Source organism: Pseudoxanthomonas sp. (assembly GCF_002863005.1).
GTDB lineage: Bacteria > Pseudomonadota > Gammaproteobacteria > Xanthomonadales > Xanthomonadaceae > Pseudoxanthomonas_A.
Genome location: NZ_PKDG01000018.1, coordinates 42,256 through 68,815 on the forward strand (window position 1 = coordinate 42,256; position 26,560 = coordinate 68,815).

Genomic DNA, 26,560 nt, shown 5'->3' on the forward strand with positions numbered 1-26,560 from the left:
TCGCGGGCACGCCTCAGTAGCGCCGGCGCTCGGCCGCGAGCCGGCGGGCCAGTGCGTCGGCCTCGAGCGGGCGCGCCAGGTGGTAGCCCTGCACGTCGTCGACGCCGAGCGCGCGCAGGGCGTCCAGTTCGGAGGCGGTCTCCACGCCTTCGGCCACCACGTGCGACTGCGTCTGGCGGGCGAATTCGATCAGGGCGGCAGCCAGTGCGCGACGCGGAGAATCGTGGTCGATCCCGCGCGTCAGGCTCAGGTCCAGCTTGATGATGTCCGGATGGATCGCGAGCACGTGCCGCATGCTGGCGTAGCCGGCGCCGGCATCGTCCACGGCGATGCGCACGCCGGCCTCGCGCAGCGGCGCCAGCCGTTCGTTGAGCAACGCATAGTCGTCGACCAGCGAGTGCTCGGTGATCTCCAGCACCACGCGCCGTGGATCCAGGTCGTCGATGTAGCCGTCGATGCCGCCGCTGACGAGGGTCTGCGGCGAGACATTCAGCGCGACATAGAAATCGCCGCTGACCTCGCGCAGGCCGTCCAGCGCGGACAGGATGGCATTGAGTTCCAGCCTGACGCCGAGGCCGATGGCGCGGGCTTCGGCGAACCACACGTCGGGCGTGCGCTGCGGTTCCAGCAGGAAGCGCGACAGGCACTCCACGCCGACGATCCTGCGCGTGCTGCTGCGGTAGATCGGCTGGTACACCATGTGTGGCTGGCCGAGTTCCAGCACGGAGGTGATGCGCGCCACCTTCTCTTCATGCTCTTGGACGGCATTCAGGTCGCCGTCGATCTGGTAGGCGAGCAGGTCCGCGAACGCGCGCATCATGTGCAGGTCGCGCTCGCCGAGCGACAGGCTGGGCGCCAGGCTGAAGCAGCAGAACGTGCCGTAGACGCGTCCGTCGCGCAGCCGGATGGGCACGCTGATGTGCGCACCGATCGGCACGTGCTGTGTTTCGGGAATGCATTCCAGCGCGGGAATTGCCGCTGTATCGGGGATGAGCTGCGGGATACTCCCTTCGACCACGCGCATGCAGTAGCCCTCATCCAGCGGGCTGGAATCGCCGGGCCGGATGGGCGCGCGGTCGAGTCGGGTGGCGACATGGCGGAAGACACGGTGGCTGCCATTGAATTCGCTGACAAAGGCCACGTCCATGTCGAGGTGGCGGCGTACCGCGTCGAGCAGCCGGTCCACGTTGCGGCCGATCGCGACGGCGCCGGGCCCGCCTTCCAGCCAGGCGTCGGTCAACGTCTCCTCGGATTTCCTACTGTCGATCACGGGCTTCCTCCTGAAGTCAGGTACGCGACGAATAGTCAGCCGTCGTGTTCTGCCCCCATCGCACGGGCGCTGGGGAGGTGGCGCGGGGCGAAGGCGTTAGACGCGCCGCAGAGCCGGGGCGGGGTCGAGTGTAACCTCAAGTCACAATTTGACGGGTGAGGGGGAATCGTCGTCCGCGGACGATGGCGAGCCGGTAGCCTCGACGGCGCTCAGCGGGGTTTCCAGCGGCAGCATCCATATGCCATCCAGCAACGCGCTCCAGTCGGCGAGCTGCGGGTATCGGTAGGCGACGACCGACGATTCGATGGGGCCCATGCTGCGAAGACGCGTGCTGTCCAGATACATCGGTATCCCGCCGCGTGCCTCGAGCGAGGTCGCCGAGAGCGCGATAGCCACGGGTGGCAGGGAGGGGCGGCCGTGGCGACCCGATCGTGCGGTGAAGCCCACACTGGCCAGGCCACTCCCCAGTCGGCGGTGCAGGTGCATGCCCAGCGAAATCCGATCGGGCCGATCCGGAAGCGGGGCTTTCACCGCATGCGTTGTCGACGTCCAGATGATGGCGCGCTCACCCGGTGTGCGTGCATGCTGCCACGAGAAATTCCGTGCCATGCCCTCATCGCGCGTATTGAAGGAGGCCCCGCTGGACATGTCGAGGAATTGGCCAAGACTGATCGCCATTGCACGATCGGCCTGCCCATCGGGTCCGGACACACCGCGCCCGATCTTCGTCAGGCAACGGCGGAGGGCATCCCGGAATGCATCGTCGTACGGATGGGAGGCACTGAAATCCCATTGCGTCAGGCGCGCCAGCCGGCCTTCGCAGGCGACGCGCGCGGATCCGGCATGCGCGGCAAGGCGCCGGGGAAGCGCATGCTCCGAGAACGGTTGCGCTACGCCGCCTACCTGAATGTCGAGGCCGCGCAGGCGCAGGGTGCCTTTGCTGGCGCGATCCCAGAGCCAGCGCAGTGTCGGCTGGAATTCCCGCGTGCCGGACCACAGGGGGCCGATGGCCTCGGCAAGCCGTGTCGGCTGAGCAGTGCCCCGGGCCAGCTGCTCTTCCAGGGCGAGAAACTCGTAGACCGAACTCTCGAAGTAGAGCGCATCGAATCCGCATCGATCGACAAGCGCCTCGACGATGCGGCCCTTCAACATCACGGTGGCACCGGCACCGTGGCCGGCGTCTTCGCCCAGCATCACCACGCGCTGGGTACACAGCGATTCGATCGCCGCGTCGAAGTCGTCGGCAACCGGAACCGTCGACGCGGTGGCGATGCCAGGCATCGCGAGCGCGAGCATCAGGATCGCGAGGTGCTTCAGACAGGTTCTCAATCGGCCCTCCCTGGCCTGCATGGAATTCCGCTACGCCACGAACGGTTTGAACGCCACGCCCAGGCCCAGCATGTCCTCGGGCTCGCCGACGAGATCCGAGCGCAGCAGCGGGCGTGCGTCGATCCATTTCTTGCTCACCACCAGGTCCAGCCGGTCGTCCGCCGCGGTCAGGTCCAGGCGGGGGATCGCCTCGTTGTCGTGCGAGCGGTGCAGCAGCACGGCCAGGCGCAACAGCGCAGCCTTGCGCTTGGCGCTGAGCAGCAGGCGATCGGGCAGGGCGTCGAAGGCGGTCTTGGGCACGCCACGCCGGTGGGTGCGGACCAGCGCCGAAAGTACCTGCTGCTCCTGGCGCGAGAAGCCTTCGATGTCGGAATGTTCCAGCAGGTACGCGCCATGCACGTGGTACTGGCTGTGCGCGATCACCAGGCCGATCTCGTGCAGGCGCGCGGCCCAGCCGAGCATGCGTGCGTCGTCGTCGTCCAGGCCCCAGCTGTCCTCCACCTGCTCGAACAGGCGCATCGCCGTCGCCTCCACGCGCGCGGCCTGGAATTCGTCGATGCCGTAGCGCTGCATCAGCGCCGCAGTGGAAAGATCGCGCGGATCGTTGTCGCTGCCGCGGCCCAGCATGTCGAACAGGATGCCTTCCCGCATGGCCGCCTTGCTCACCATCAGGCGCTGCAGGCCCAGCGCCTCGAAGGCGGCCTCCAGCACCAGCACGCCGCCCGCGATGATGGGCCGGCGGTCGTTGGACAGGCCCGGCAGGTCGATGTCCTCGATGCGGTCGGCCTGCAGCAGCCGGTCGCGCACCTGCGGCAGCGCCTCGGCGGTCACCGCCCCCTTGGTGAGCTTCATCGCCGCACAGATCTCGCCGATGGCCTTGTTCGTGCCGGACGAGCCGATGGCTTCCTGCCACCCGAGGTTGCGGTACAGGCCGGCGAACTGCTGGAACTCGGCCCCGATCTCGGTGAGCGCTTCCTTCCAGCGCTTGCGCGACAGCTTGCCGCCGGGGAAGAAGCGGCGCGTGCTGGCGATGCAGCCGGCCTGAAGGCTTTCGCGCTCCAGCGTCTCGAAGCCGCGGCCGATGATGAATTCCGTCGAGCCGCCGCCGATGTCGATGACCAGGCGGCGCTGGTTCGACTTCGGCGGCTGCGAATGCGCCACGCCGAGGTAGATCAGTCGCGCCTCTTCGCGCCCGGAGACGACTTCGATGGGCTTGCCCAGCGCGGCTTCCGCCGCCGCCAGGAAGTCCTGCGGATCCCGCAGCTGTCGCACCGTGTTGGTCGCGAGCGCACGCACGCGGGCGGCCGGAATGTCGCGGATGCGCTGCCCGAAGCGCGAGAGGCAATCCAGGGCGCGTTGCCGTGCGGCGGCGGACAGGCCGCCCTTGCCATCGAGGCCGTCGGCCATGCGCACCGTCTCGCGCAGGCGGTCCACGACGCGCAACTGCCCCAGCAGCGAACGCGCGACCACCATGTGGAAGCTGTTGGAGCCCAGGTCGATCGCAGCCAGCATGTCCCCGTCCTGGAGCGGCGGGGAAGTGGGGGAAGTCAGGGGCGCCATGCGGTCAGTTTAGCCAATGGCGCCGTGCATGGCAGCAACGCGATCGGCAGGCGCGTCATCGCAGGCCGCATGCGGGGGGCGCCTCACACCTTTTCCAGCAGGGTGGCCTGCGCCGAATGCGGCACGTCGTCGCCGGGCGTCAGCTTGACGTAGCTTCCATCGGCCTGCAGTTCCCAAGCATTGCAGTTGTCATCCAGATAGTTCTGCAGGCCGTCCTTGAACACCCGTGCCGCCAGGTCCTTGTCCAGGATGGGGAAGCAGGTCTCCACCCGATGCAGCAGATTGCGTTCGAGCCAGTCGGCGCTCGCGCAGTAGAGCTCCGGCGCGCCGTCGTTGCCGAACCAGTAGAGACGGCTGTGCTCGAGGAAGCGACCGACGATGGAGCGCACCCGGATGTTGTCGGAAATGCCCGGCACCCCGGGGCGCAGCGCGCAGGCGCCGCGGACGATCAGGTCGATCCGTGCCCCTGCCTGCGAGGCCGCATACAGCGCGCGGATGATGCGCGGCTCGTTGATGGCATTGATCTTGGCGATGATGCGCGCCGGCTTGCCGGCCCGCGCCAGCTTGGCTTCGCGTTCGATCTTCTTGATCAGGCCCGGGTGCAGCGTGAAGGGCGATTGCAGCAGTCGCTTGAGCTTGGTCGTGGGCGCCAGGCCGGAGAGCTGCTGGAACAGCAGGTGCACGTCGCTGCCGATGTCGGGGTCGGCGGTGAGCAGGCCGATGTCCGTATACGCGCGTGCGGTACCGCTGTGGTAATTGCCGGTGCCCAGGTGCACGTAGCGCCGCAGCTTGCGTCCTTCGCGGCGCACGATGAGCAGCATCTTGGCGTGCGTCTTGTAACCCACGACGCCGTACACCACCTGCGCGCCAGCTTCCTGCAGCTTGTCGGCCACGCCGAGGTTGGCGTCCTCGTCGAAACGGGCGCGCAGTTCGACCACGACGGTCACGTCCTTGCCGTTCCGCGCCGCCTGCACCAGCGCTTCGACGATCGCCGAATCCTTGCCCGTGCGGTAGAGCGTCTGCTTGATCGCAAGCACGTCGGGGTCCACCGCGGCCTGCTTGATCAGGTCCAGCACGGCGCCGAACGAATCGAAGGGGTGGTGCAGCAGCACGTCGTCGTCGGCGACCTTTTCGAAGATCGCCTCGCTGTCGCGCAGCGGCCGGGGGGTGAACACGGGGTACTTCAGTTCCGGACGCTGCACCAGGTCGTACACTTGGATCACGCGGTTGAGGTTGACCGGCCCGTTGATCGGATACACCGCGTTGTCGGGCAGCGCGAAGTTCTGCAGCAACTGCCGCACGATGGGCTTGGGACAGTCGTGCGCGATCTCCAGGCGCACGGCCGGCCGGTAACCACGACCGACCAACTCGTCGCGCAACGCCAGCGCCAGGTTCTCGACTTCCTCTTCGTCGACGACCACTTCGGAGTTGCGCGTCACGCGGAACTGGTACGAGCCCTTCACTTCCATACCCGGGAACAGTTCGTCCACGAACACCGACAGCACCGAGGACAGCAGCACGAAGTCGTTCTCGCCACCGGACACGCGCTGCGGCAGGTGGATGATGCGTGGCAGCGAGCGCGGTGCGCGCACGATGGCGAGATGGCCGGCGCGACCGAACGCATCCTTGCCCTTCAGCACCACCACGATGTTCAACGACTTGTTGAGGATCTTCGGGAACGGATGCGCCGGGTCCAGTCCCAGCGGCGACAGCACCGGCATGATCTCGTTGCGGAAATACGCACGCAGCCAGCGCGTCTGGCGCGCATTCCAGCTGTCGCGGCCGAATACGCGCACGCCGGCTTCGGCCAGTCCGGGGCGGAGCACCTCGTTCCAGCACTTGTATTGGGCGTCGACCAGTTCGGCGGCGCGGTCGTGGATCTTGTTGAGCACGGTCGCCGGGCTCATGCCATCCGCGCCCGGCGGCAGGCCGAAGTCGAGTGCGTGGCGCACGGTGGCGGCGCGGATCTCGAAGAACTCGTCCAGGTTGGTGCAGGAGATGCACAGGAAGCGCAGCCGCTCCAGCAAGGGTACCGACGGGTCTTGGGCCTGCGCCAGCACGCGGAAGTTGAAGTCCAGCTGGGACAGTTCGCGGTTGAGGTAGAGCGCCGGGTCGCGCAGCGCGTCTTCGCCGGTGGCAGGGGCGGGCGTCGTGTCCAGGGCGGCGTTCATGCGGTCTGGCTGTCCGTGGTGAGGGCGCGCGGGGCGGCGTCGAGGCGAGGCTCGACACGTTCGGCGCCGAAATGGATGGAGAACAGGCTGCCCTGTCCGACCTCGCTTTCGATCTCGAGGCGGGCCTGGTGCAGGTTCAGCACGTGCTTGACGATCGACAGTCCCAGGCCGGTGCCGCCGCTCTCGCGCGAGCGGCTGGTCGAGACGCGGTAGAAGCGCTCGGTGATGCGCGGCAGGTGCGACGTCGGGATGCCGTAGCCGGTATCGCGCACGCTGAGCACCGCGCCGTCTCCCTCGCGCGCGAAGCGCACGGTGATGGTGCCGCCGACCGGCGTATAGCGCACCGCGTTACTAACCAGGTTGGAGAAGGCGCTGTGCAGTTCCTTGTTGGAGCCTGACAGGTCCACGTTCGCCTCGTCCTGGACCACGATGGTGTGGCGGCGCTGGCTCAGCGCTTCCGCCTCGCGACGCAGCGTGGCCAGCATCGGCGCCATCGCGACGTTCTCGTCGGGCAGGCTGTCCTGCGCTTCCAGGCGCGACAGCGTCAGGAGGTCTTCCACCAGCTGGGTCATGCGCTGCGACTGCTTCTGCATCTCGGCCAGCATCGGCGCCCAGTCCGGATACTCTGTGGGCTCCAGCATGTCCAGGTAGCCGTGCACCACGGTCAGCGGCGTGCGCAGCTCGTGCGAGACGTTGGCGACGAAGTCGCGCCGCATCTGCTCCAGGCGCAGCATCTTGCTGACATCGCGCGCGACCAGCAGCCAGTACTCGTCGGAATAGGGGATCAACCGCAGGTTGAGCCGCAGGTTCGGATCGACCGGCGAGGCCGCATCGAGCATGGGTTCGGCGTTGCGGCCCGCGGCCAGCCAGTGCGACATCGGCAGGGGCTGCAGGCGGTCGCCGACCGGGGCGCCGATGTCCGTGGGGTACTGCAGGCCCAGCAGGTGGGTGGCGGCCCGATTGAACCACTGCACGCGCTGGCTGTTCCGTTCCACGACGACGACCGCATCGGGCAGTGCGGCGGCGGCGGCGCGGTAGGCGCGCAGCATGTCGAGCAGGCGGCGCTTGCGGGTGCGCATCTCGGCCTGGCCGCGGAACAGCAGGCGGTCGAGTTCGTTCCAGACACCCTTGCCCTGCGCCGGTTCCATCCGCTGCCGGGCGGTCAGGCGCAGCAACACCTTGCGAAGCCGCCAGTAGTGCCACGCGACGACCCCGAGGGCAGCGACGGTGACGACGGGCCAGACCTGTCCCAGCAGCAGGCCGACCACGACCGCCATCGCCAGGATCAGGGCCAGCTGGCCGAGCGTCTTGAACCAGGCGGTGCGGATGTCGTGGGGCATGGATCGATTGTGTCAGATGTGTATGACAGCCTGCGCGGGCGGCGGCGCCGCCGCCGGCAGGGTCACATCGCCGCCGAGAAGCGGTAGCCCGAACCGCGGACGGTCTGCACCATGTTCTCCAGGCCATGGGGTTCGAGCGTCTTGCGCAGTCGGCGGATATGCACGTCGACGGTCCGCTCTTCCACATACACGCTGCCGCCCCACACGTGGTCGAGCAACTGCGTGCGCGAATAGACACGCTCGGGGTGGGTCATGAAGAAGTGCAGCAGGCGGTACTCGGTGGGGCCGATGGCGACCGGCGTATCGCCGGCGAACACGCGATGGGCGGCACCGTCGATGCGCAGGTTGCCCACCGCGACGCTGCCGTCCTCGTCGTCGTCGCGCGAGCGGCGCATGACGGCGCGGATGCGGGCGAGCAGCTCGCGGGCGGAAAAGGGCTTGACCACATAGTCGTCGACGCCGGCTTCCAGCCCGCCGACCCGGTCGTTCTCCTCGCCGCGGGCGGTGAGCATGATGATCGGCACGTCGCGGGTCATGGCGTCCTTGCGCCAGCGGCGGGCCAGTTCCAGCCCGCTGGTACCGGGCAGCATCCAGTCCAGCAGGATCAGGTCGGGCACGCGGTCGGCGATGGCGTTCTGGGCTTCGCGGGCGTCGCCGGCATGGATCGGTTCGTAGTCGCCCTTGCGCAGGGCGAAGGCCACCATGTCGCGGATGGCGGGCTCGTCGTCGACGATCAGGATGTGCTTCTGCACGCAGGATCCGTGTGCGGGGAGGGACGACGCCAGTAGACGACAATTTTATGACGTTTACATGACATGCCGCGGGGCTGTCATGGCGGCGCCCGCAGGCCGGTCAGCGTCGTTCCACGTCCGGGTCGCGCACGCCCTGCCGGCGCAGCTCGAGCACCTCCGGCGTGATGGCGGCTATGCGGGCATCGACACGGGCGCGCGCGTAGAAATCCAGGTCGCTCTGCTTCTTGAGATTCTGGAGCTGGATCAGAGCCTGCTCGGGCCGACCGTTCAGGTAGGCCGCTTCGGCATACGCCTCGCCGGCGCGCGCGGTATCGCCGGCCAGCTCGTTGGCCCGGGCGAAATTCTGCTGGAACACCGGGTCGTCGCCCGCGCGCGCCATCAGGGGGCGGAGCACGGCCTGCGCCCGCTGGCCGGCGTCACGGCCCCCCTGTTCATTGAGCACCTTGGCGTACGTCAGCGCGACGGGCCGGTTCTGGGGATACCGCAGCATCAGGGCGTCGAAGCGCTGGTTCGCCGAGGCACGGTCTCCGGTACGCGATTCCGCTTCACCCAGCGCCAGCGCGACCCACAGGTTGTCGGCATGCTCATCGGCCAGCCGTTTGAGCTCCGTCAGCGCCAGACGGGTATCGCCGCCCTGCAGATGGGCCACGGCAAGCCCATACCGTTCCGGCCCGGTCAGCGGCTTGCCGGCCTGGCGCCGCAGGGTCTCGTATTCGCGGACCGCGGCAGACGGCGTACTGGCGCTGAGCGCGCGCAGGCGTTCGCGGGCCCAGTCGAACTGGCCGGTATCGCCCTGCCGGAAGGCCTGTGAGGGCAGGGTCACCGGGATCGGCAGCAGCGGATTGTCGCTGCGGGTTTCCGCCAGGGTCACCGCGTTGCGGTCGAAGCGCTCCACCCGCTCCCCGCCCGGCACGCTGGTCACCGCCGTCACCTGGTTGCCGCGCAACTGGTCCGCACGCTGGCGGGCCTCGCTGATGCGGGTCGTGGTGACCGGGTGGGTCTGCAGATAATCCGGCACCGATTCGCGACCGCTCCCGCGAGCGACCCGGGTGGCCTGCTGCAGTTTGGCGAAGAAGCCGGCCATCGCATCGATGTCGTAGCCGGCGCGCGACAGCGTGCGGATGCCGACCCGGTCGGCTTCCGACTCGTTGGAGCGCGTGTAGTCGATCTGGCGCTGTTGCATCAGGCCCATCGCCGAGGCGATGGCCGCCTGCGACGCATCCCCGCTGGAACTGCCGCCGGCCGCCTGCGCCAGCACGATGGCGCCCAGCATGCCCAGCAGGATCGGGACCTGGTCGCGCTGGGCCCGCTCGACGCCGCGCAGCACATGCTGCTGGGTGACGTGGGCGATCTCGTGCGAGAGCACCGCCGCCACCTCGTCTTCGCGGTCGGCGGTCAGCACCAAGCCCGCGTTCATGCCGATGTAGCCGCCGAGCGTGGCGAAGGCGTTGATCTGCCGGTCGCGCATCATGAAGAACGTGTAGGACTGCTGCGGGTTGTCGCTGTCCGCACCCAGTCGCCCGCCCACGCCCTGCAGCCAGTCGGTGACCAGCGGGTCTTCCAGCAGGTAACCGTAGTTGCGCAGCTCGCGCAGCATCATGCCGCCGTACTGGGCCTGCCGGGCGGGCGTGAGCAACTCGCCCGCCGAGGACCCGATGTCCGGCAAACGGCTTTCCTGCGAGGCGGCCAGGGGCGCGGCGACGATCAGGGTCAGGGCGGTGGCAAGCAGCAAGGGACGCAAACGGGAAGCTCCGTGGCGGATAATGGGCGTCTTCATCAGGATGACCGTTCGTCGATCCGGGCGAGTGAATACGTGGTTAACCGGGCCCGTACCGGGTCGCACTGTTCCACTTCGTTCACTGGAAGACGGCGCGCACTGCCCTATATCGACGGGACTACCCGTCGCCAATTCCGTTCCGGAGACCTGCCTTGAGCAACACGCCCCACGCCGCCAGCGCCCCCGAGATCACGCTCTACAGCACGGCCATCTGCCCGTATTGCGTCGCCGCCAAGAACTTCCTCAAGAGCAAGGGCCAGACCTGGACGGAAGTGCGCATCGACCTGGATCCGGCCGAGCGCGAGAAGATGGTCGCCAAGGCCAGGCGCACCAGCGTCCCCCAGATATTCATCGGCGACGTCCACGTGGGCGGCTACGACGACATGATCGCGCTGCATCGCGCCGGACAGCTGGAGCCTTTGCTGGCCGGAGGTGCCGCATGAGCGCCCCCGACGACAGCCAGGACCGGGTGAAGGCGTTCACCGAATTCCGGCAGCGCATGAACAAGCGCATCCTGGACGAACCGAACCAGGTCGTGCGCCGCTTCTTCGCCCTGGACACGCAGACCTACCAGGCAGGCGCGCTGGACGTGAAGACCAAGGAGTTGCTCGGTCTGGTCGCCTCGATGGTCCTGCGCTGTGACGACTGCATCAGCTATCACGTCGCCCAGTGCAAGGAGGCCGGCGTGACCCGCGAGGAGTTCTTCGAAACCTTCTCGGTGGGCCTGGTCGTCGGCGGGTCGATCGTCATCCCGCACCTGCGTCGCGCGGTGGATTTCCTGGACCAGCTGGAAGGCGGGCAGGCGGATACGCCGCCGGCGCACGACCACGGCTGACGTTCCGCTTTTCCGCGAGGAAAGCCCGCGACGCGGAGAGGCGGCGCCCTGCCTCCCGTCCGCGCCTGGCGCGGACGGGGGCTCAGACCATGGTCGATTAGGGGACTTGCCGGCCGTTCGGGCATAATTGGCGGACAAATCTTCCTTTTCGCGCGCGTCGTGGCCTTGTCCGGTGCGTGCCCCTGTTCGGAAACCCCACTCAATGACCCAGACGATTACGGTCATCCGCGGCGATGGCATCGGCCCGGAGATCATGGACGCCACCCTTTACGTGCTCGACGCCCTCAAAGTCGGCCTGGCCTACGAGGAAGCCGATGCCGGCCTGGTGGCGCTGGAAAAGCACGGCGACCTGCTGCCGCAGGCCACGCTGGACTCCATCCGCAAGAACGGCGTGGCGCTGAAGAGTCCGCTGACCACGCCGGTGGGCGAGGGTTTCAGCTCGATCAACGTGGCCCTGCGCCGCCACTTCGACCTGTACGCCAACGTGCGTCCGGCGAAGTCGTTCCCGAACACCAAGTCGCGCTTCCCGTCGGGCGTGGACCTGATCACCGTGCGCGAGAACACCGAAGGCGCGTACATCGGTGAGGGCCAGTCGATTTCCGAAGACGGCGAGACCGCGCTGCTGACGCAGAAGATCACCCGCAAGGGCTCCGACCGCATCGTGCGCTACGCCTACGACCTGGCCCGCAAGACCGGCCGCAAGAAGGTCACGATCGTCCACAAGGCCAACATCCTGAAGACGACCTCGGGCCTGTTCCTGAAGGTCGCGCGCGAAGTGGCCGCGCAGTACCCCGACATCCAGACCAACGAGATGATCGTGGACAACACCTGCATGCAGCTGGTGATGCGTCCGGAGCAGTTCGACATCATCGTCACCACCAACCTGTTCGGCGACATCATCTCCGACCTGTGCGCCGGCCTCGTCGGCGGCCTGGGCCTGGCCCCCGGCGCCAACATCGGCGTGGACGCGGCGATCTTCGAAGCCGTGCACGGCTCGGCCCCGGACATCGCCGGCAAGGGCGTCGCCAATCCGTGCGCGCTGCTGCTGGGCGCGGCCCAGATGCTCGACCACCTGGGCCAGCCGGAGAAGGCCGAGCGCCTGCGCGCGGCCATCATCGCCACGCTGGACGCCAAGGATTCGCTGACCCCGGATCTGGGCGGCGAGGGCACCACGATGTCGTTCGCGAAGGCGATCGCCAGCCGCGTGTAAGCACAGCCACATCGCGGCAAGCACGAACGGGACGCTCAGCGTCCCGTTTTTGTTGGGCCCTGTCTCATCCATGGGGTTGGACGATAGGCTGGCGGCACGCACAATCCGCGGCCCCACGCAGAAGGCCCTGCCATGTCCGTCCGTCCCAGCGCGCTCGCGCTGACCCCGTTGCTTTTGTTCCTGGCGCTGTTCTTCGGTGCCGGGCTGTATTACACGGCGCAGGGCGAGGCGATGGGGTTCTACCAGCTGCGCGCGCCGGTGGCGATCCTGCCGGCGCTGGCGTTGGGCGTCTGGCTGGCGCGCCGGCGCGGCCTGCCTGCGCAGCAGACCCTGCTGCAGGGCATGGGCGACAGCAACGTCATGCTGATGTGCCTGATCTTCCTGCTGGCGGGCGCATTCGCGACCGTGTCCAAGGCTATCGGTGCGGTCGATGCGGTCGTCGCGCTGGGATTGGGCGCGCTACCGGCCAGCCTGATCCTGCCCGGCCTGTTCCTCGTGGCGGCCTTCGTGTCGCTGTCCATCGGCACGTCGATGGGCACCGTGGCGGCGGTCGTGCCCATCGCGCTGGGCGTGGCGGATGCGGCGGGACTGGACCGGGTGCTGGTCGTCAGCGCGGTGCTGGGGGGCGCCATGTTCGGCGACAACCTGTCGATCATTTCGGACACCACCATCGCGGCGACCCGCAGCCAGGGGGCCGAGATGCGCGACAAGTTCCGCGAGAACTTCAAGATCGCGCTGCCTGCCGCCATTGCCACGATCGTCTTGTTGGGTTCGCTGGGCGACGCAGCCCAGGTGGAAGCGCCGGACGCCGCGTCGCCGTGGTTGGTACTGCCCTACGTGCTGGTGCTCGGCCTGGCGCTGGCGGGCCTGGACGTGGTGCTGGTGCTCGGCATCGGCTTGGTGGCATCGGGCGTGTTCGGCTTCGTGCTGGCCGAAGACTACGACGTGGTCTCCTTCGCCGGCGACATCTACCTGGGTTTCGAGAGCATGGTGGAGATCACCCTGCTGTCGATCCTCATCGGCGGCCTGGCTGCGCTGATCAAGGTCACGGGCGGCCTGGACTGGCTGGCGCAGGTCATCGCGAAGTTTGCGCGCGGCCATACGGGACGCAGGTCGGGTGAGATCAGTATTGCCGCATTGGCGGCAGGCTCCGATGCGCTGACGGCAAACAACACGGTCGCGATCCTGGTCACCGGCAGCCTGGCGAAGGACATCGCTCAGCGCCATGGCATCAGTCCGCGGCGCGCGGCCAGCGTGCTCGACATCTTCGCGTGCGTGATCCAGGGCGTGCTGCCGTATGGCGCGCAGATCCTGCTGGCGGCATCACTGGCCGCCGTGTCGCCGCTGGCGCTGGCTGGCAGCGTGTACTACTGCTGGCTGCTTGCAGCATCGGCATTGGCTTTCATCCTTTGGCCCTCGCGCCGCGCGGCACGCGCCACCGAATGAAAACGGGGCGCTTGCGCGCCCCGTCCGGTTTCCGCTCTGGCCATCGAGGCTCAGTCGCGCGCCTGCAGCTTCGACAGCAGGCGCAGCAGTTCCAGGTACAGCCAGACCAGCGTGACCATCAGGCCGAAGGCGCCGTACCACTCCATGTACTTCGGTGCCCCCTGCTCGACGCCGCTTTCTATGAAATCGAAATCCAGCACCAGGTTCAGCGAGGCGATGACCACGACGAACAGGCTGAAGCCGATGCCGACCAGGCCGGACTCATGGATCAGCGGGATCTTGATGCCGAAGAATCCCAGCGCGATGCTCGCCAGGTAGACCAGGGCGATGCCGCCGGTCGCGGCCACCACGCCCAGCTTGAAGTTTTCGGTGGCCTTGATCAGGCCGCTGCGGTAGGCGAACAGCAGCGCGAACAGGATGCCGAACGTCAGCATCACCGCCTGCATCACGATGCCGCCGAACTGCGCGTTATAGACCGCGGAGATCGCACCCAGGAAGAACCCTTCGACCAGCGCGTACAGCGGCGCGGTGACGGGCGCCCAGGTCTTCTTGAAGACGGTGATCAGCGCCAGCACCAGGCCGCCGATGGCGCCGCCCCACATGTACACCGCGAAACCGGGGGCGGGCAGGCCGTCCGTACCGAGCGCCTGGTTCCAGGAGAACGCCGCCGTCAGCACGGTCAGCAACAGCAGGATGCCCGTCTTGTTGATAGTGCCGTTGAGCGTCATCGCCTCGCCGTCGCGCGAGACGACCGCACCACTGCCGAGATCGAGGAAGGTGGATTCCTTCAAAGCCGGATTGCCGCTGCGCATCGTCGTTCCCTCTATGGTTGCCGGACATCTGTCCCCAGCGGCCGAGCATATCGCAAGCGGAAGACCTTCAGGTTTCGTTTGACAGCAAGGCCACAGGTTCCGACAATACGCGACCTCGTTGGCGTCCAGGCGCCATGCCGGGACCCTCGTCGGGGTATAGCGCAGTCTGGTAGCGCATCTGCTTTGGGAGCAGAGGGTCGGGGGTTCGAATCCCTCTACCCCGACCAGCCCGACGCGGTGTCGTTGTGTTCCGGCAGGGTGAGGGATGCGACAATCCGGACAGAGCGCCCGTAGCTCAACCGGATAGAGCACCGGCCTTCTAAGCCGGCGGTTACAGGTTCGAGTCCTGTCGGGCGCGCCATGGCGGTGCGAACCGTCAGGGTGCAGGTTTCAGTGGTGGCTGTAGCTCAGCTGGTTAGAGTACTGGATTGTGATTCCAGATGTCGGGGGTTCGAGTCCCCTCAGCCACCCCACTGATTGCAGGACGTCCGCGTCGCGGGGGTTCACAGAAAAAAACGATGCGGTTACACTACGCGTCTGATGTTTCGGGGCCGTTAGCTCAGTTGGTAGAGCAGTTGACTCTTAATCAATAGGTCCAAGGTTCGAATCCTTGACGGCCCACCAAACCCGAAACGCCCGGCCGCAAGCCGGGCGTTTTTTTATTGCCGGTCGCGCCATGCCGGCCGCTACAATGCGACGCGTACTGCGAAAGTGGCGGAATTGGTAGACGCACTGGATTTAGGTTCCAGCGGGTAACCCCCGTGAGGGTTCGAGTCCCTCCTTTCGCACCACGCTCCATCCGTTGAAGGCAGGGCGACCCGACGGCCGGTCCCCCGAGCCTTCTTCCGACCTCCCGGGTGCGCGCCCGGGTTGCGTCTCCTGCCGCGCGGCGCCCGTCACCGCTGGCAGCCTGTCCCGGAATCGGCGAAACTAGCAAGTTCCGCCGGGAAGGGCTTCGTGCCCTGGGCCCAGGCGTCCCGGATTATCAACATCGCCCCGGCTTAGTCGTGGCTGCAGGAGTCAGTGAGTATGCAAGTTTCGGTCGAATCGGTCGGCAACCTCGAGCGCCGCATGAGCTTCAGCCTGCCGGCGGAGCGCCTGGACACCCATATCGGTGGCCGCCTGCGCGAGCTGTCGCGCACGGCGCGCATCAAGGGTTTCCGCCCAGGCAAGGTGCCGGCCAAGGTCATCGAGCAGCGTTACGGCGACCAGGTGCGTGCAGAAGCCCTCGACGGTCTGCTGCGCGAGACCTTCAACAATGCCGTGCGCGAGCAGGACCTGCAGCTCGCCGGCAACCCGCGCATCGAAAAGCAGGGGGACGGTGAGCTGGATTTCGTCGCCACGTTCGAAGTGGTGCCGGAGTTCGGCGACATCGACGTCACCACCCTCAAGGTCGTGCGCAATACGGCCGAAGTGACCGATGCCGACATCGACCAGATGGTGGACAACCTGCGCATGCAGCGTCGCACCTTCCAGGCCGTAGAGCGCGGCGCGAAAGAGGGCGACCGCGTGGCACTGGAAACTTGGTCCCAGGCAGGCGACGAGCGCATGCCGGCGGAAGGCGCTGAAAAGGGCGCCACCCTGATCGGTTCGGGCGTGATGTTCGGCGAGATCGAGCAGGCGCTGGTGGGACTCACGAAGGGTGAGGAAAAGACCGTGTCCGTGACGTTCCCGGCCGACTGGCGCGTGCCGCAGCTGGCCGGCCGTCAGGTCGATGTGCACGTCAAGGTCACCGACGTGGCCGAGTCGGTGCTGCCTGAAGTCGACCGCGAGTTCATCCGCAGCTTCGGCGTGAAGGGTGGGGACGTGGAGCAGTTCCGCGCCGACATCCGCAGCAACCTGGAGCGCGAGCTGAAGGGCGCCCTGATGACCCGCCTGCGTCGCGAGGTCGGCGAGCAGCTGATCGCCGCCTATTCGCACGTCGAGATGCCGCCGCGCCTGGTCGAGAACGAAGCGCGCGTGATGGTCCAGCAGGCCGCCGAGCAGGCGCGCCGCCAGGGCCAGCAGGTGCAGATTCCCGAGAATGCCCATGAGGGCTTCACGGACGCCGCCCGCAAGCGCGTCCTGGTCGGCCTGCTGGTGGGCGAGGTGGCACGCCGCAACCAGCTGCGCCTGGATCCGAAGCGCCTGAACGAAACGCTGCGCCTGATCGCCTCGACCTACGAGGAGCCGGAGCAGGTCATTGAGTTGTACCGCAACGATCCCCAACTGATGAACAGTCTGCAGGGTCGTGTGATGGAAGAGCAGGTGATCGACTGGATCGCCGAGCGCGCCCAGCACACCGAGCAGGCGCTTTCCTTCCAGGAAGCCATCCGCAACTGATCCGGGCGCCCGCCCGGCCAGGAGGTCCGGCTATCCTAGGCCGGACCTTCCCTTGAACGACAGGCGCGAGAACCGATGAGCATTCAAACCCAAGCCCTCAACCTGGTGCCGATGGTGGTCGAGCAGACCAGCCGCGGCGAGCGCGCCTACGACATCTATTCCCGCCTGCTCAAGGAGCGCGTGATTTTCCTGGTCGGCGGCGTGGACGACCACGTGGCGAACGTCATCGTGGCGCAGATGCTGTTCCTCGAGGCCGAAAACCCCGAGAAGGACATCAGCCTGTACATCAATTCGCCCGGTGGCGTGGTCACGGCGGGCATGGCGATCTACGACACCATGCAGTACATCAAGCCCGACGTGAGCACCATCTGCGTGGGCCAGGCAGCCAGCATGGGCGCGCTGTTGCTGGCGGCCGGCGCGAAGGGCAAGCGTTATGCCCTGCCGAACTCCCGCGTGATGATCCACCAGCCGCTGGGCGGCTTCCAGGGCCAGGCGACGGATATCGACATCCACGCCCGTGAAATCCTGACGTTGCGCGCGAAGCTGAACGCCATCCTGTCCCATCACACGGGTCAGTCGCTGGAAACCATCGAGCGCGATACCGAGCGCGACAATTTCAAGAGCGCGGCGGATTCGCAGGCTTATGGCCTCGTCGACCAGGTGCTCGAGCGTCGCCCGGAAGATTCCATCCAGTCGGCCTGATCGACGAATTGCGGGTTTTCAGGCGTAAATACCCCTGTTCACGGTCCCGGCTGACAAGCCGGGACCGTGTGCTATTCTCCGACCGCAAGCCCCTCCGGGCAGGTTGAGCGACCGAGTAATACCAGCATGAGCGAAGATCGTCAGGGCCGTTCCGGCGACAGCACCAAAATCCTGTACTGCTCGTTCTGCGGCAAGAGCCAGCACGAGGTCCGCAAGCTGATCGCGGGCCCGAGCGTGTTCATCTGCGATGAATGCGTGGAACTCTGCAACGACATCATCCGCGAAGAGCTGGAAGAGAAGGCGCAGTCCGCGCGCAGCCACCTGCCCAAGCCCCGCGAGATCCTCGAGGTCCTCGATCAGTACGTGATCGGCCAGAACCGCGCCAAGCGCACGCTGGCCGTGGCCGTCTACAACCATTACAAGCGCATCGAGAGCCGCAGCAAGAACGACGACGTCGAACTGGCCAAGTCCAACATCCTGCTTGCCGGTCCGACCGGCTCCGGCAAGACCCTGCTGGCCGAGACGCTGGCGCGCCTGCTCAATGTGCCGTTCACGATTGCCGACGCCACAACGCTGACCGAAGCCGGTTACGTGGGCGAGGATGTGGAGAACATCATCCAGAAGCTGCTGCAGAAGTGCGACTACGACGTCGACAAGGCGCAGCAGGGCATCGTCTACATCGACGAGATCGACAAGATCTCGCGCAAGAGCGAAAACCCGTCGATCACCCGTGACGTGTCCGGCGAAGGCGTGCAGCAGGCGCTGCTGAAGCTGATCGAGGGCACCGTCGCCAGCGTGCCGCCGCAGGGCGGCCGCAAGCATCCCCAGCAGGAATTCCTGCAGGTCGACACCAAGAACATCCTCTTCATCTGCGGCGGTGCGTTCGCCGGCCTGGACAAGATCATCCAGCAGCGCAGCACCGAGGCCGGCGGCATCGGCTTCGGCGCCAAGGTCAAGAGCTCGGAGAAGAAGTCCGAGGTGGGCAAGGTTCTGTCGGAAGTCGAGCCGGAAGACCTGATCAAGTTCGGCCTGATTCCCGAGTTCGTCGGCCGCCTGCCGGTCGTCGCCACGCTGGAAGAACTGGACGAGGCGGCGCTGGTCAAGATCCTCACCGAGCCGAAGAACGCCATCACCAAGCAGTTCAAGAAGCTGTTCGAGATGGAAGGCGTGGAGATCGAGTTCCGCCCGGATGCGCTGTCGGCGATCGCCCGCAAGGCGCTCAAGCGCAAGACCGGCGCGCGAGGCCTGCGCACCATCGTCGAGTCGGTGCTTCTGGATACGATGTACGAGTTGCCCTCGCTGGAGAACGTCAGCAAGGTGGTGGTGGACGAGTCGGTGATCGAACACAAGTCCGAGCCGTACCTCATCTACCAGAATCCCCCGGCGCAGAAGGTCGCATCCGCGGAGTGATCCGGCGTTCGTGCAAGCCCTGACAGGCGCCCTTGTGGCGCCTGTTCAGTTTTTGGCCTCGCTCTCCAAGCCGCTGGTTTCCCTCGGGTTTTGGCGACGCTCTTGCATCCCTCAGGCGATGGCCCCATAACGGGCCCATTGGTGCCTTCGCACCCCTGCATTCCGCACCTCGCTGGAGCCCCCATGCCCCGTCGTTCCCCCTCCGAAATCCTCGACCTGCCGGTCCTGCCATTACGCGACGTCGTGGTGTTTCCGCATATGGTCATCCCGCTGTTCGTCGGTCGCGACAAGTCCATGCGTGCGCTCGAGCAGGCCATGGAAGCCGACAAGCGGATCATCCTGCTGGCGCAGAAGTCCGCCGAAACCGATGACCCGGCCGCCGCTGACCTCTACACGGTCGGCACGCTCGCGCAGGTGCTCCAACTGTTGAAGCTGCCGGATGGCACCATCAAGGTGCTGGTCGAGGGCACCGCGCGCGTCAGCGTGTCGAACGTCGTCGAGCGCGATGGTTCGTTGTACGGACAGGGCGAAGAGATCGATTCCACCGACGCCCGTGAGCCGCGCGAGATCGAGGCCGTGGCGCGATCACTGATGGGCCTGTTCGAGCAGTACGTCAAGACCAACCGCAAGCTGCCGCCCGAACTGCTGCAGACGCTGGCGGGCATCGATGAGCCCAGTCGCCTGGCCGATACCATCTCGGCGCACCTCGGTGTGCGCTTGAGCGACAAGCAGCGCCTGCTCGAAACGGTCGAGGTGGGCGAGCGGCTGGAGCTGCTGGTCGGGTTCGTCGATGGCGAGATCGATGTTCAGCAGCTGGAGAAGCGCATCCGCGGCCGCGTGAAGTCGCAGATGGAGAAGAGCCAGCGCGAGTACTACCTCAACGAGCAGATGAAGGCCATCCAGAAGGAATTGGGCGAGCTCGACGAGGCGCCCAACGAGCTGGAGGAACTGGCTCGCAAGATCGCGGAAGCGGGCATGCCCAAGCCCGTCGAGACGAAGGCGCGCAACGAGCTCAACAAGCTCAAGCAGATGTCGCCGATGTCGGCCGAAGCCGCCGTGGTCCGCAACTACCTGGACTGGCTGCTTGGCGTGCCGTGGAACAAGCGCACCAAGGTCCGCAAGGACCTCAAGGTCGCGCAGGATACGCTGGACGCCGATCACTACGGCTTGGAGAAGGTCAAGGAACGCATCCTCGAGTACCTCGCGGTGCAGTCGCGCGTGAAGAAGCTGCGCGGTCCGATCCTGTGCCTGGTTGGACCGCCCGGCGTCGGCAAGACGTCGCTGGGCCAGAGCATCGCCAAGGCGACGAACCGCAAATTCGTCCGCATGTCGCTGGGCGGCGTGCGCGACGAAGCCGAAATCCGGGGCCATCGTCGTACCTATGTCGGCTCGATGCCGGGCCGCATCGTGCAGAACCTCAACAAGACCGGCAGCAAGAACCCGCTGTTCGTGCTCGACGAAATCGACAAGATGTCGATGGACTTCCGCGGCGATCCGTCTTCCGCCCTGCTCGAGGTACTGGATCCGGAGCAGAACAACGCCTTCAACGACCACTATCTCGAAGTGGACCTGGACCTGTCCGAAGTGATGTTCGTCGCGACGTCGAATTCGCTGAACATCCCGGGGCCGTTGCTGGATCGCATGGAGGTTATCCGCATCCCCGGTTACACCGAGGACGAAAAGGTCAACATCGCACAGCGTTACCTGGTGCCCAAGCAGCTGAAGGCGAACGGGCTGAAGGCCGAGGAACTGAAGATCGCCGAGGGCGCGATCCGCGACCTGGTGCGTTACTACACGCGCGAGTCCGGCGTGCGCAACCTCGAGCGCGAAGTCGCGAAGATCTGCCGCAAGGTCGTCAAGGAGCTCGCGCTTGCGGGCCCCAGGCCGGCCACGTCCAAGAAGAAGCCTGCCGCGATGCAGGTCACTGCGAAGAACCTGGACAAGTACGCCGGCGTGCGCCGCTACGACTTCGGGCGCGCCGAGGAGCAGAACGAGATCGGCCTGGTGACGGGCCTCGCGTGGACCGAAGTCGGTGGCGATCTGCTGCAGATCGAAGTCGCGCTGGTTCCGGGCAAGGGCGGCATGTTGCTGACCGGCCAGCTGGGGGACGTCATGAAGGAATCCGGTTCCGCCGCGATGTCCGTGGTGCGCGGGCGCGCGGTGAGCCTGGGCGTGGATGCGGAATTCCTGCAGAAGCACGACGTGCACCTGCACGTACCGGACGGTGCGACACCCAAGGACGGTCCGAGCGCGGGCATCGCGATGGTGACCGCACTGGTGTCCGCGTTGACGCGCAATCCCGTTCGCGCCGACGTGGCGATGACCGGTGAGATCACGCTGCGCGGACGCGTCACCGCGATCGGCGGGTTGAAGGAAAAGCTGCTCGCGGCCCTGCGTGGCGGCATCACCACCGTCATCATTCCCGACGAGAACAAGAAGGACCTGGCCGACATCCCCGCGAACGTCACCGACGGCCTGAAGATCGTGCCGGTGAAGTGGATCGACGAAGTGCTCGATCTGGCGCTCGAGCGACCGTTGGCACCCGTGCCCGCCACCGGCAACGACGGTGGAGGAAGGGCGGTGGCGACAACGGGCAAGGGCAAGGGCAAAGGCTCGCCGCAACCCGGCGTGAAGCATTGACCAAGGCGACGGGCGGTGCGTGTCATCGCCCCGAAACCCGCGTCATTGCTGGGTTTTCGGCTTGCGTGCCATTTTTCGCGCTGGTATAACGACGACACCCGCATGCACGAGGCGACGCCTCGATGCGCGTGGACATCACGACCGGCTCCCGCGAGACAAGCGAAGGCCCACGTTCCGGGTTCCGGTCACTCATTCCGCGGTTGTGCCGCACAGGGAGTTACTCAATGAACAAAACCGAATTGATCGATGCCGTCGCCGACGAAGCCGAAGTGTCCAAGGCCGAAGCCGGCCGTGCCGTCGACGCCGTCATCTCCAGCATCACCAAGGCCCTGAAGAAGGGCGACAGCGTGACGCTGGTCGGCTTCGGCACCTTCCAGGTCCGCAAGCGCGCCGCTCGTACGGGCCGCAACCCGAAGACGGGCGACACCATCAAGATCAAGGCGTCCAAGAACCCCGCGTTCAAGGCTGGCAAAGCCCTGAAGGATGCCGTAAACTAATCGACTCGCTGCCGATGGCAGGGTGCGATCACCCGGGTGCTTAGCTCAGCGGTAGAGCGTCTCCCTTACACGGAGAGGGTCGGGGGTTCGAAACCCTCAGCACCCACCACATCGGGGCGATGCAGGATCAAAAAAATTGTCGGACGGTCTAGCGGAAGTCGCGCAAATCGTCTTACAATGTTCGTCTCAGCGCGGAGTGGTAGTTCAGTCGGTTAGAATGCTGGCCTGTCACGCCGGAGGTCGCGGGTTCGAGTCCCGTCCACTCCGCCATTTCACCCAAAAAGCCCGCGAAAGCGGGCTTTTTGCTTTCCGGCTGTCGCACTGTGTTCCCCCCGTGCGATTCGATGCCCTGAGAGCGCGGCGAGTCCGCCGGACGGCGAGACGCGCGTGCGACGGCACGGTAAACTGCGCGGCTGAACGAATTCGGATCCCGTGCGCACATGCTGCAGAAACTCCGCGACAAAACCTCTGGCTGGGTCGCCAGCCTGATCCTGGGGCTGCTGATCATTCCGTTCGCCTTCGTGGGCGTGAACGAGTACATGACGGGCGGGACCGCCAGCGACGTGGCCCTCGTCGAGGCGCCGCCGACATGGTGGGAGTCCGCGCCGCAGTGGTGGCCTGTGTCGATGGTCTGGCAGCGCGAGGAAGTGACCCAGGACGATTTCCGCGAGGCGTTCGAGCAGGCACGCCAGCAGCAGCGCCAGACGCAGGGCGAGGCCTTCGATCCGCGCGAGTTCGAAAGCGCGGACAACAAGCGCAAGGTGCTCGAGCAGCTGATCGACCAGAAAGTGCTTGCACTGGGCGCCAAGCGCGCCGGCATCGTCGTGGGCGACGCGGCGGTGCAGAAGATGATCATGAGCGAGCCGGCGTTCCAGGTCGACGGCAAGTTCAGTCCCGAGCAGTACCAGATGTTGCTGTCGTCGCAGGTGCCTGCGATCTCGCCGGTGCAGTTCCAGGAACAGCAGCGCGAGCGGCTGCGCATGATGTTGTTGCCGCAGGCCATCGGCGAGTCCGACTTCACCACCGAAGGCGAGCAGGCGCGCATGTGGAAGTTGCTGGGCGAGACCCGCGATATCGGCATCGCGCTGCTGCCGCCGGTGGCGGAGGACAGCGCCGAGGTGACCGACGCACAGATCAAGGCGTGGTACGACGGCCACAAGAGCGATTTCAAGCAGCCTGAGCAGGTGTCGCTCGAGTACGTGGAGATCAACGGCGCGACGCTGCCTGTCGCCGCGACCGCCGACGAAGCCGCGCTGCGCAAGCGCTACGAGGCGGAGAAATCGCGCTTCATGTCGCCGGAGCAGCGCGTGGTCGCCCATATCCTGATCGCGGTCGATGCGGGCGCCGACGCCGCCACGCAGAAGAAGGCCGAAGAGAAGGCTGCGGCGCTGGCCAAGCAGGCCCGCGAGGGCGCGGATTTCGCGGCCTTGGCGCGCGCCAATTCGGACGATCCGGGGTCGAAGGACGCGGGCGGCGAACTACCGCCGTTCGCGAAGGACGGCTCGATGGTCAAGCCGTTCGAGGATGCGGCGTTCGCCATGCAGGCCGGCGAGATCCGCGGCCCGGTGAAGAGCGATTTCGGTTACCACGTGCTGCAGCTGAAGCAGGTCAATCCCGGCGCAGGCCGTAGCTTCGAAGACGTGCGTGGCGAGCTGGCCGCGGAAGAAGCCAGCGGTGAACGCGACCGTGCCTACAACGACCTCGCGGGTCGCGTGGTCAACGAAACGTTGAAGAATCCGACGGCGCTGGCGCCCGCAGCTGCGGCGACCGGGCTGCCGCTGCAGAAGGTGGGTCCGTTCTCCCGCAACGACCCCCAGGGCATCGCGACGGTGCCTGCCGTGCTGCGCGCCGCGTTCTCCGACACGCTGGTGCAGGACGGCACCATCAGCGATCCGATCGAGATCGCCCCCAACCACAGTGTCATCATCCGCGTCGCCCAGCACACGCCCGAGCAGGCGCTGCCGCTGGACAAGGCGCGCGATGCGGTGGTGTTCGCCATCCGCCAGGACCGTCGCGAGAAAGCCGCGCGCGCCGCCGCCGATGCCCTGCTCGCACGCGTGAAGAAGGGCGAGTCGCTCGCCACCATCGCCGCTGCGGAAGGCCTGCGCTTCAACGAACTGCCGGGCCTGCGTCGCGGCATGCCGATGCCGACGGCCGAAGCCAACGAGGCGATCTTCGCCGCCGGACGGCCGGCGGAGGGGAAGGTGGTCGCCGGCCAGGTGGCCCTGGGCCAGGGCGCCTATGCCGTCTTCACCGTGAACAAGGTTACTGATGGCGCCATCGCGGACATGCCGGCGGAAGAGCGCGCGACCATGCAGCAGCAACTGATGCAGCTCAATGGCGGCATCGCGACGCAGGCGTACGTGGACGCGTTGCGCAAGCGTTTCAAGGTCAAGGTCTTCGAAGAGCGGCTCTGAGCCCGACCGATGTTGGATCCGAATCCCGCCGACCGGCGGGATTCTTCTTTGTGGCGAGCCTCGTCGCTACTCTGCGGCGCTGTCCAGCTTCAGCACCATGCCAGGACGCAGCACGGCATTTGCCTTCAGGTCATTCAGCTGTAGAAGCCGCTCGGGCGTAAGTCCGTGGCGACGTGCGATGGTCCACGCCGAGTCGCCACGCTGTACCGTGTGCGTGCGTGCGCCCGTGGCGACGCTTCCGGTGGCGCGCGCGTCGTCGGTGGCGAGGGCCAATGGCGCCGGCGCGGCGGTCTCGTCCGCGCTCGCGTACGTCGGGGCCAGCAGCCGGATCGGCTTGGTGCCACGGCTGAATCGACCGGAGAGCGCGGGATTGAGGCGCGTCAGCAAGGCGAGTGGTTGATGGTGCCGGGTGGCCCAGGCCTCGAGCGTGGCGTCGCCTGGCAGCACATGGACCGCCAGGCGCGGCACCGGGCGATCCATCTGTTTGAGCCACGCATCGCGATCGTCGGCCTGCTGGAAGATGCAGGCCAGCGCGTGCAGCTTCTCCACGTAGGCGTAGGTGATGCCGGACAGGCCGGGCAACTCCGCGGGACGCGCATTGCGGGCGTTCATGCCGGCACGGCGCATGGATTGCAGGACGCGGTATTCGCCGGCGTTGTAGGCCATCACGGCCAATCGCCAGTCGCCGCCGAACATGCCGTGCAGGGTCTTGAGATAACGGACGGCGGCCTGGGTGGAATCCACGGGCGACAGCCGGCCGTCGTAACCCTCGCGCATCGGGACTCCATGGTTGCGCGCGGTGATGCCGATGAACTGCCACAACCCCGCCGGGCCTTGGGGATTGCGCGCGCCGGGCTTGTACCCGCTTTCCACGAACGGAATGAGCGCGAACTCGGTCGGCAGCTGCGCTTCGCGCAATGCGTCGACCACGTAGCCGAACAGCGGCAGCACGTCGTCTTCCGCGCGCGCGAGTTGTCCGGGCGCATGGCTGAAATGCTTCTTCCAGCGCCCCTGGGTCGCCGCGCTGTCGCACGTCGGATCGGCCAGCCCGTCGCGGAAGCGCTGGTAGATGTCCAGGCCGCTGCGTTGATCGCCGGCGGCGAGCGGGGAGGGGTCGACGGGAAGTACGTCGAGCGTCGCCGGTGCGTTCTCCGCCGTCGCTGGATCCGCGGCAACGACGGTCTGAGATGCCATCGCGAGGCCGGTCGCCAGCAGTCCGGCAAGGGGCAGGGCACGGGGATGTTTCATGCGCGGAAGTCGTTCTTCCACTGCCGCAGGGTCGCGAAGGTCTCGACCCGATCGACCGGCGGCCGGCCGAGGCGGTGGGAGATGGCGGCCTGGACCGCGGCGCTGTCCACGCGCAGGAAGGGATTGGTCGCGCATTCGCTGGCCAGCGTCACCGGCAGGCTGGGACGGCCCGCCTGGCGCATGGTGCGGACGTCTTCGATGCGTTGCCGCAGGGCCGGGTTGAGCGGGTCCACGGCAATCGCGAACGCGCCGTTGGCCAGGGTGTATTCGTGGCCGCAACAGACCAGCGATGTACCGGGCAGGGCGGACAGGCGATCCAGCGATGCGAGCATCTGCGACGGCGTGCCCTCGAACAGGCGACCGCAGCCCAAGCTGAACAACGTATCCCCGCAGAACAGGTGCGGCGGACCGTCGCCGCCGCCGCCATGGAAGGCGATGTGGGTGCGCGTGTGTCCCGGCACGGCGAGCACCGACAGCACCCAGTGCTTCACCCGTACGACATCGCCTTCGCCGACGCGTTCGGTAGCGTCGGGAATGCGGTCGTCGGCGGGCGCGAACACGGGCAGCGTCGGCCATCGGGCGCGCAACGCGGCGACGCCCCCGGCATGGTCGGCGTGATGGTGGGTGATCAGCACCGCCGCCGGCCACAACCCGTTGCCGGTCGCGGCCAGGACGGGCGCGGCATCGCCGGGATCGATCACCAGCGCGTCGCCCTCGTCGTCGACCAGCGCCCAGATGTAGTTGTCCTCGAAAGCAGGCAGGGCAAGCAGGCGCATCGTGGAACGGCTCCGGGCGGGACGGACGCCCAGGGGCGGCGTCCTC

Annotated in this window: 20 protein-coding genes and 7 tRNA genes; 17 read left to right on the forward strand and 10 right to left on the reverse strand. The window is 66.8% G+C overall.

The window, feature by feature from the left end; all coding sequences use genetic code 11:
- Positions 1-13: 13 nt before the first annotated feature.
- From CYU89_RS07935 to CYU89_RS07965, 7 genes are all read right to left on the reverse strand, one after another.
- Positions 14-1,270, reverse strand: a complete 1,257-nt coding sequence (locus CYU89_RS07935) for an EAL domain-containing protein (protein ID WP_296280043.1) — start codon at positions 1,268-1,270, stop codon at positions 14-16.
- 141 nt (positions 1,271-1,411) lie between these two features.
- A complete protein-coding gene (locus CYU89_RS07940; protein WP_296280045.1) occupies positions 1,412-2,620 on the reverse strand; it encodes an erythromycin esterase family protein in 1,209 nt (402 codons plus the stop codon).
- 9 nt (positions 2,621-2,629) lie between these two features.
- A complete protein-coding gene (gene ppx / locus CYU89_RS07945) occupies positions 2,630-4,159 on the reverse strand; it encodes an exopolyphosphatase (RefSeq protein ID WP_343125246.1) in 1,530 nt (509 codons plus the stop codon).
- 83 nt (positions 4,160-4,242) lie between these two features.
- Positions 4,243-6,330 (reverse strand): polyphosphate kinase 1, encoded by a 2,088-nt coding sequence (ppk1, locus tag CYU89_RS07950; protein WP_296280046.1) that lies wholly within the window; start codon positions 6,328-6,330, stop codon positions 4,243-4,245.
- Positions 6,327-7,670, reverse strand: a complete 1,344-nt coding sequence (phoR, locus tag CYU89_RS07955) for a phosphate regulon sensor histidine kinase PhoR (RefSeq protein ID WP_296280048.1) — start codon at positions 7,668-7,670, stop codon at positions 6,327-6,329. The genes ppk1 and phoR overlap by 4 nt, the downstream gene beginning before the upstream one ends.
- Positions 7,671-7,732: 62 nt before the next feature.
- Positions 7,733-8,422: a phosphate regulon transcriptional regulator PhoB gene (gene phoB, locus CYU89_RS07960; RefSeq protein ID WP_296280049.1), complete on the reverse strand. Its 690-nt coding sequence runs from the start codon at positions 8,420-8,422 to the stop codon at positions 7,733-7,735.
- A 100-nt stretch (positions 8,423-8,522) separates the two neighbouring features.
- Complete coding sequence (locus tag CYU89_RS07965) at positions 8,523-10,199, reverse strand: M48 family metalloprotease (RefSeq protein ID WP_296280050.1); 1,677 nt, start codon at positions 10,197-10,199, stop codon at positions 8,523-8,525.
- A 152-nt stretch (positions 10,200-10,351) separates the two neighbouring features.
- Here CYU89_RS07965 and grxC point away from each other — a divergent pair, with 152 nt between their 5' ends.
- From grxC to CYU89_RS07985, 4 genes are all read left to right on the forward strand, one after another.
- A complete protein-coding gene (gene grxC / locus CYU89_RS07970) occupies positions 10,352-10,642 on the forward strand; it encodes a glutaredoxin 3 (protein ID WP_296280051.1) in 291 nt (96 codons plus the stop codon).
- Positions 10,639-11,034, forward strand: a complete 396-nt coding sequence (locus tag CYU89_RS07975) for a carboxymuconolactone decarboxylase family protein (RefSeq protein ID WP_296280052.1) — start codon at positions 10,639-10,641, stop codon at positions 11,032-11,034. Before grxC ends, CYU89_RS07975 begins: the two co-directional genes overlap by 4 nt.
- Before the next feature lie 202 nt (positions 11,035-11,236).
- Complete coding sequence (locus tag CYU89_RS07980) at positions 11,237-12,244, forward strand: isocitrate dehydrogenase (protein WP_296280053.1); 1,008 nt, start codon at positions 11,237-11,239, stop codon at positions 12,242-12,244.
- 132 nt (positions 12,245-12,376) lie between these two features.
- Positions 12,377-13,690: a Na+/H+ antiporter NhaC family protein gene (locus tag CYU89_RS07985; RefSeq protein ID WP_296280054.1), complete on the forward strand. Its 1,314-nt coding sequence runs from the start codon at positions 12,377-12,379 to the stop codon at positions 13,688-13,690.
- 50 nt (positions 13,691-13,740) lie between these two features.
- Here the strand turns inward: CYU89_RS07985 and CYU89_RS07990 are convergent, their stop codons facing one another.
- A complete protein-coding gene (locus tag CYU89_RS07990) occupies positions 13,741-14,502 on the reverse strand; it encodes a Bax inhibitor-1/YccA family protein (RefSeq protein WP_296280055.1) in 762 nt (253 codons plus the stop codon).
- A gap of 150 nt (positions 14,503-14,652) precedes the next feature.
- Here CYU89_RS07990 and CYU89_RS07995 point away from each other — a divergent pair.
- The 13 genes from CYU89_RS07995 (at position 14,653) to CYU89_RS08055 (ending at position 24,490) form a co-directional block, all read left to right on the forward strand.
- Positions 14,653-14,729: transfer RNA gene (locus tag CYU89_RS07995), tRNA-Pro, on the forward strand.
- A gap of 57 nt (positions 14,730-14,786) precedes the next feature.
- Positions 14,787-14,863, forward strand: a tRNA-Arg gene (locus CYU89_RS08000).
- A 35-nt stretch (positions 14,864-14,898) separates the two neighbouring features.
- A tRNA-His gene (locus CYU89_RS08005) sits at positions 14,899-14,975 on the forward strand.
- Positions 14,976-15,050: 75 nt separating this feature from the next.
- Positions 15,051-15,126, forward strand: a tRNA-Lys gene (locus tag CYU89_RS08010).
- An 81-nt stretch (positions 15,127-15,207) separates the two neighbouring features.
- A tRNA-Leu gene (locus tag CYU89_RS08015) sits at positions 15,208-15,293 on the forward strand.
- A gap of 238 nt (positions 15,294-15,531) precedes the next feature.
- Positions 15,532-16,824 carry a trigger factor gene (gene tig, locus CYU89_RS08020; protein ID WP_296280057.1) on the forward strand — a complete coding sequence of 431 codons (1,293 nt, stop codon included), beginning with the start codon at positions 15,532-15,534 and terminating at the stop codon, positions 16,822-16,824.
- A gap of 75 nt (positions 16,825-16,899) precedes the next feature.
- A complete protein-coding gene (gene clpP, locus CYU89_RS08025; protein WP_162336364.1) occupies positions 16,900-17,526 on the forward strand; it encodes an ATP-dependent Clp endopeptidase proteolytic subunit ClpP in 627 nt (208 codons plus the stop codon).
- A gap of 126 nt (positions 17,527-17,652) precedes the next feature.
- Positions 17,653-18,936, forward strand: a complete 1,284-nt coding sequence (gene clpX, locus CYU89_RS08030) for an ATP-dependent Clp protease ATP-binding subunit ClpX (RefSeq protein ID WP_296280061.1) — start codon at positions 17,653-17,655, stop codon at positions 18,934-18,936.
- A gap of 183 nt (positions 18,937-19,119) precedes the next feature.
- Entirely contained in the window at positions 19,120-21,576 is a 2,457-nt protein-coding gene (gene lon / locus CYU89_RS08035) for an endopeptidase La (RefSeq protein ID WP_296280063.1), read from the forward strand.
- Positions 21,577-21,698: 122 nt separating this feature from the next.
- Positions 21,699-22,073, forward strand: coding sequence for an HU family DNA-binding protein (locus CYU89_RS08040; RefSeq protein WP_296280065.1), 375 nt, complete (start codon positions 21,699-21,701; stop codon positions 22,071-22,073).
- A 34-nt stretch (positions 22,074-22,107) separates the two neighbouring features.
- Positions 22,108-22,182, forward strand: a tRNA-Val gene (locus tag CYU89_RS08045).
- Positions 22,183-22,266: 84 nt separating this feature from the next.
- Positions 22,267-22,343, forward strand: a tRNA-Asp gene (locus CYU89_RS08050).
- A gap of 170 nt (positions 22,344-22,513) precedes the next feature.
- A complete protein-coding gene (locus tag CYU89_RS08055; RefSeq protein ID WP_296280066.1) occupies positions 22,514-24,490 on the forward strand; it encodes a SurA N-terminal domain-containing protein in 1,977 nt (658 codons plus the stop codon).
- 66 nt (positions 24,491-24,556) lie between these two features.
- Here the strand turns inward: CYU89_RS08055 and CYU89_RS08060 are convergent, their stop codons facing one another.
- On the reverse strand, positions 24,557-25,738 hold the full coding sequence (locus CYU89_RS08060; RefSeq protein WP_296280068.1) for a lytic transglycosylase domain-containing protein: 1,182 nt from the start codon (positions 25,736-25,738) through the stop codon (positions 24,557-24,559).
- A complete protein-coding gene (gene gloB / locus CYU89_RS08065) occupies positions 25,735-26,514 on the reverse strand; it encodes a hydroxyacylglutathione hydrolase (protein ID WP_296280070.1) in 780 nt (259 codons plus the stop codon). Before gloB ends, CYU89_RS08060 begins: the two co-directional genes overlap by 4 nt.
- Between the last annotated feature and the right edge of the window lie 46 nt (positions 26,515-26,560).

What these genes read in the sequence shown, in the direction of transcription:
- CYU89_RS07940 (WP_296280045.1), bottom strand. Translation starts at nt 2,620, where the DNA reads ATGCAGGCCAGGGAGGGCCGATTGAGAACCTGTCTGAAGCACCTCGCG.
- ppx (WP_343125246.1), bottom strand. Translation starts at nt 4,159, where the DNA reads ATGGCGCCCCTGACTTCCCCCACTTCCCCGCCGCTCCAGGACGGGGAC.
- ppk1 (WP_296280046.1), bottom strand. Translation starts at nt 6,330, where the DNA reads ATGAACGCCGCCCTGGACACGACGCCCGCCCCTGCCACCGGCGAAGAC.
- phoR (WP_296280048.1), bottom strand. Translation starts at nt 7,670, where the DNA reads ATGCCCCACGACATCCGCACCGCCTGGTTCAAGACGCTCGGCCAGCTG.
- CYU89_RS07965 (WP_296280050.1), bottom strand. Translation starts at nt 10,199, where the DNA reads ATGAAGACGCCCATTATCCGCCACGGAGCTTCCCGTTTGCGTCCCTTG.
- CYU89_RS07975 (WP_296280052.1), top strand. Translation starts at nt 10,639, where the DNA reads ATGAGCGCCCCCGACGACAGCCAGGACCGGGTGAAGGCGTTCACCGAA.
- CYU89_RS07980 (WP_296280053.1), top strand. Translation starts at nt 11,237, where the DNA reads ATGACCCAGACGATTACGGTCATCCGCGGCGATGGCATCGGCCCGGAG.
- CYU89_RS07985 (WP_296280054.1), top strand. Translation starts at nt 12,377, where the DNA reads ATGTCCGTCCGTCCCAGCGCGCTCGCGCTGACCCCGTTGCTTTTGTTC.
- CYU89_RS07990 (WP_296280055.1), bottom strand. Translation starts at nt 14,502, where the DNA reads ATGCGCAGCGGCAATCCGGCTTTGAAGGAATCCACCTTCCTCGATCTC.
- tig (WP_296280057.1), top strand. Translation starts at nt 15,532, where the DNA reads ATGCAAGTTTCGGTCGAATCGGTCGGCAACCTCGAGCGCCGCATGAGC.
- clpP (WP_162336364.1), top strand. Translation starts at nt 16,900, where the DNA reads ATGAGCATTCAAACCCAAGCCCTCAACCTGGTGCCGATGGTGGTCGAG.
- clpX (WP_296280061.1), top strand. Translation starts at nt 17,653, where the DNA reads ATGAGCGAAGATCGTCAGGGCCGTTCCGGCGACAGCACCAAAATCCTG.
- lon (WP_296280063.1), top strand. Translation starts at nt 19,120, where the DNA reads ATGCCCCGTCGTTCCCCCTCCGAAATCCTCGACCTGCCGGTCCTGCCA.
- CYU89_RS08040 (WP_296280065.1), top strand. Translation starts at nt 21,699, where the DNA reads ATGCGCGTGGACATCACGACCGGCTCCCGCGAGACAAGCGAAGGCCCA.
- CYU89_RS08055 (WP_296280066.1), top strand. Translation starts at nt 22,514, where the DNA reads ATGCTGCAGAAACTCCGCGACAAAACCTCTGGCTGGGTCGCCAGCCTG.
- CYU89_RS08060 (WP_296280068.1), bottom strand. Translation starts at nt 25,738, where the DNA reads ATGAAACATCCCCGTGCCCTGCCCCTTGCCGGACTGCTGGCGACCGGC.
- gloB (WP_296280070.1), bottom strand. Translation starts at nt 26,514, where the DNA reads ATGCGCCTGCTTGCCCTGCCTGCTTTCGAGGACAACTACATCTGGGCG.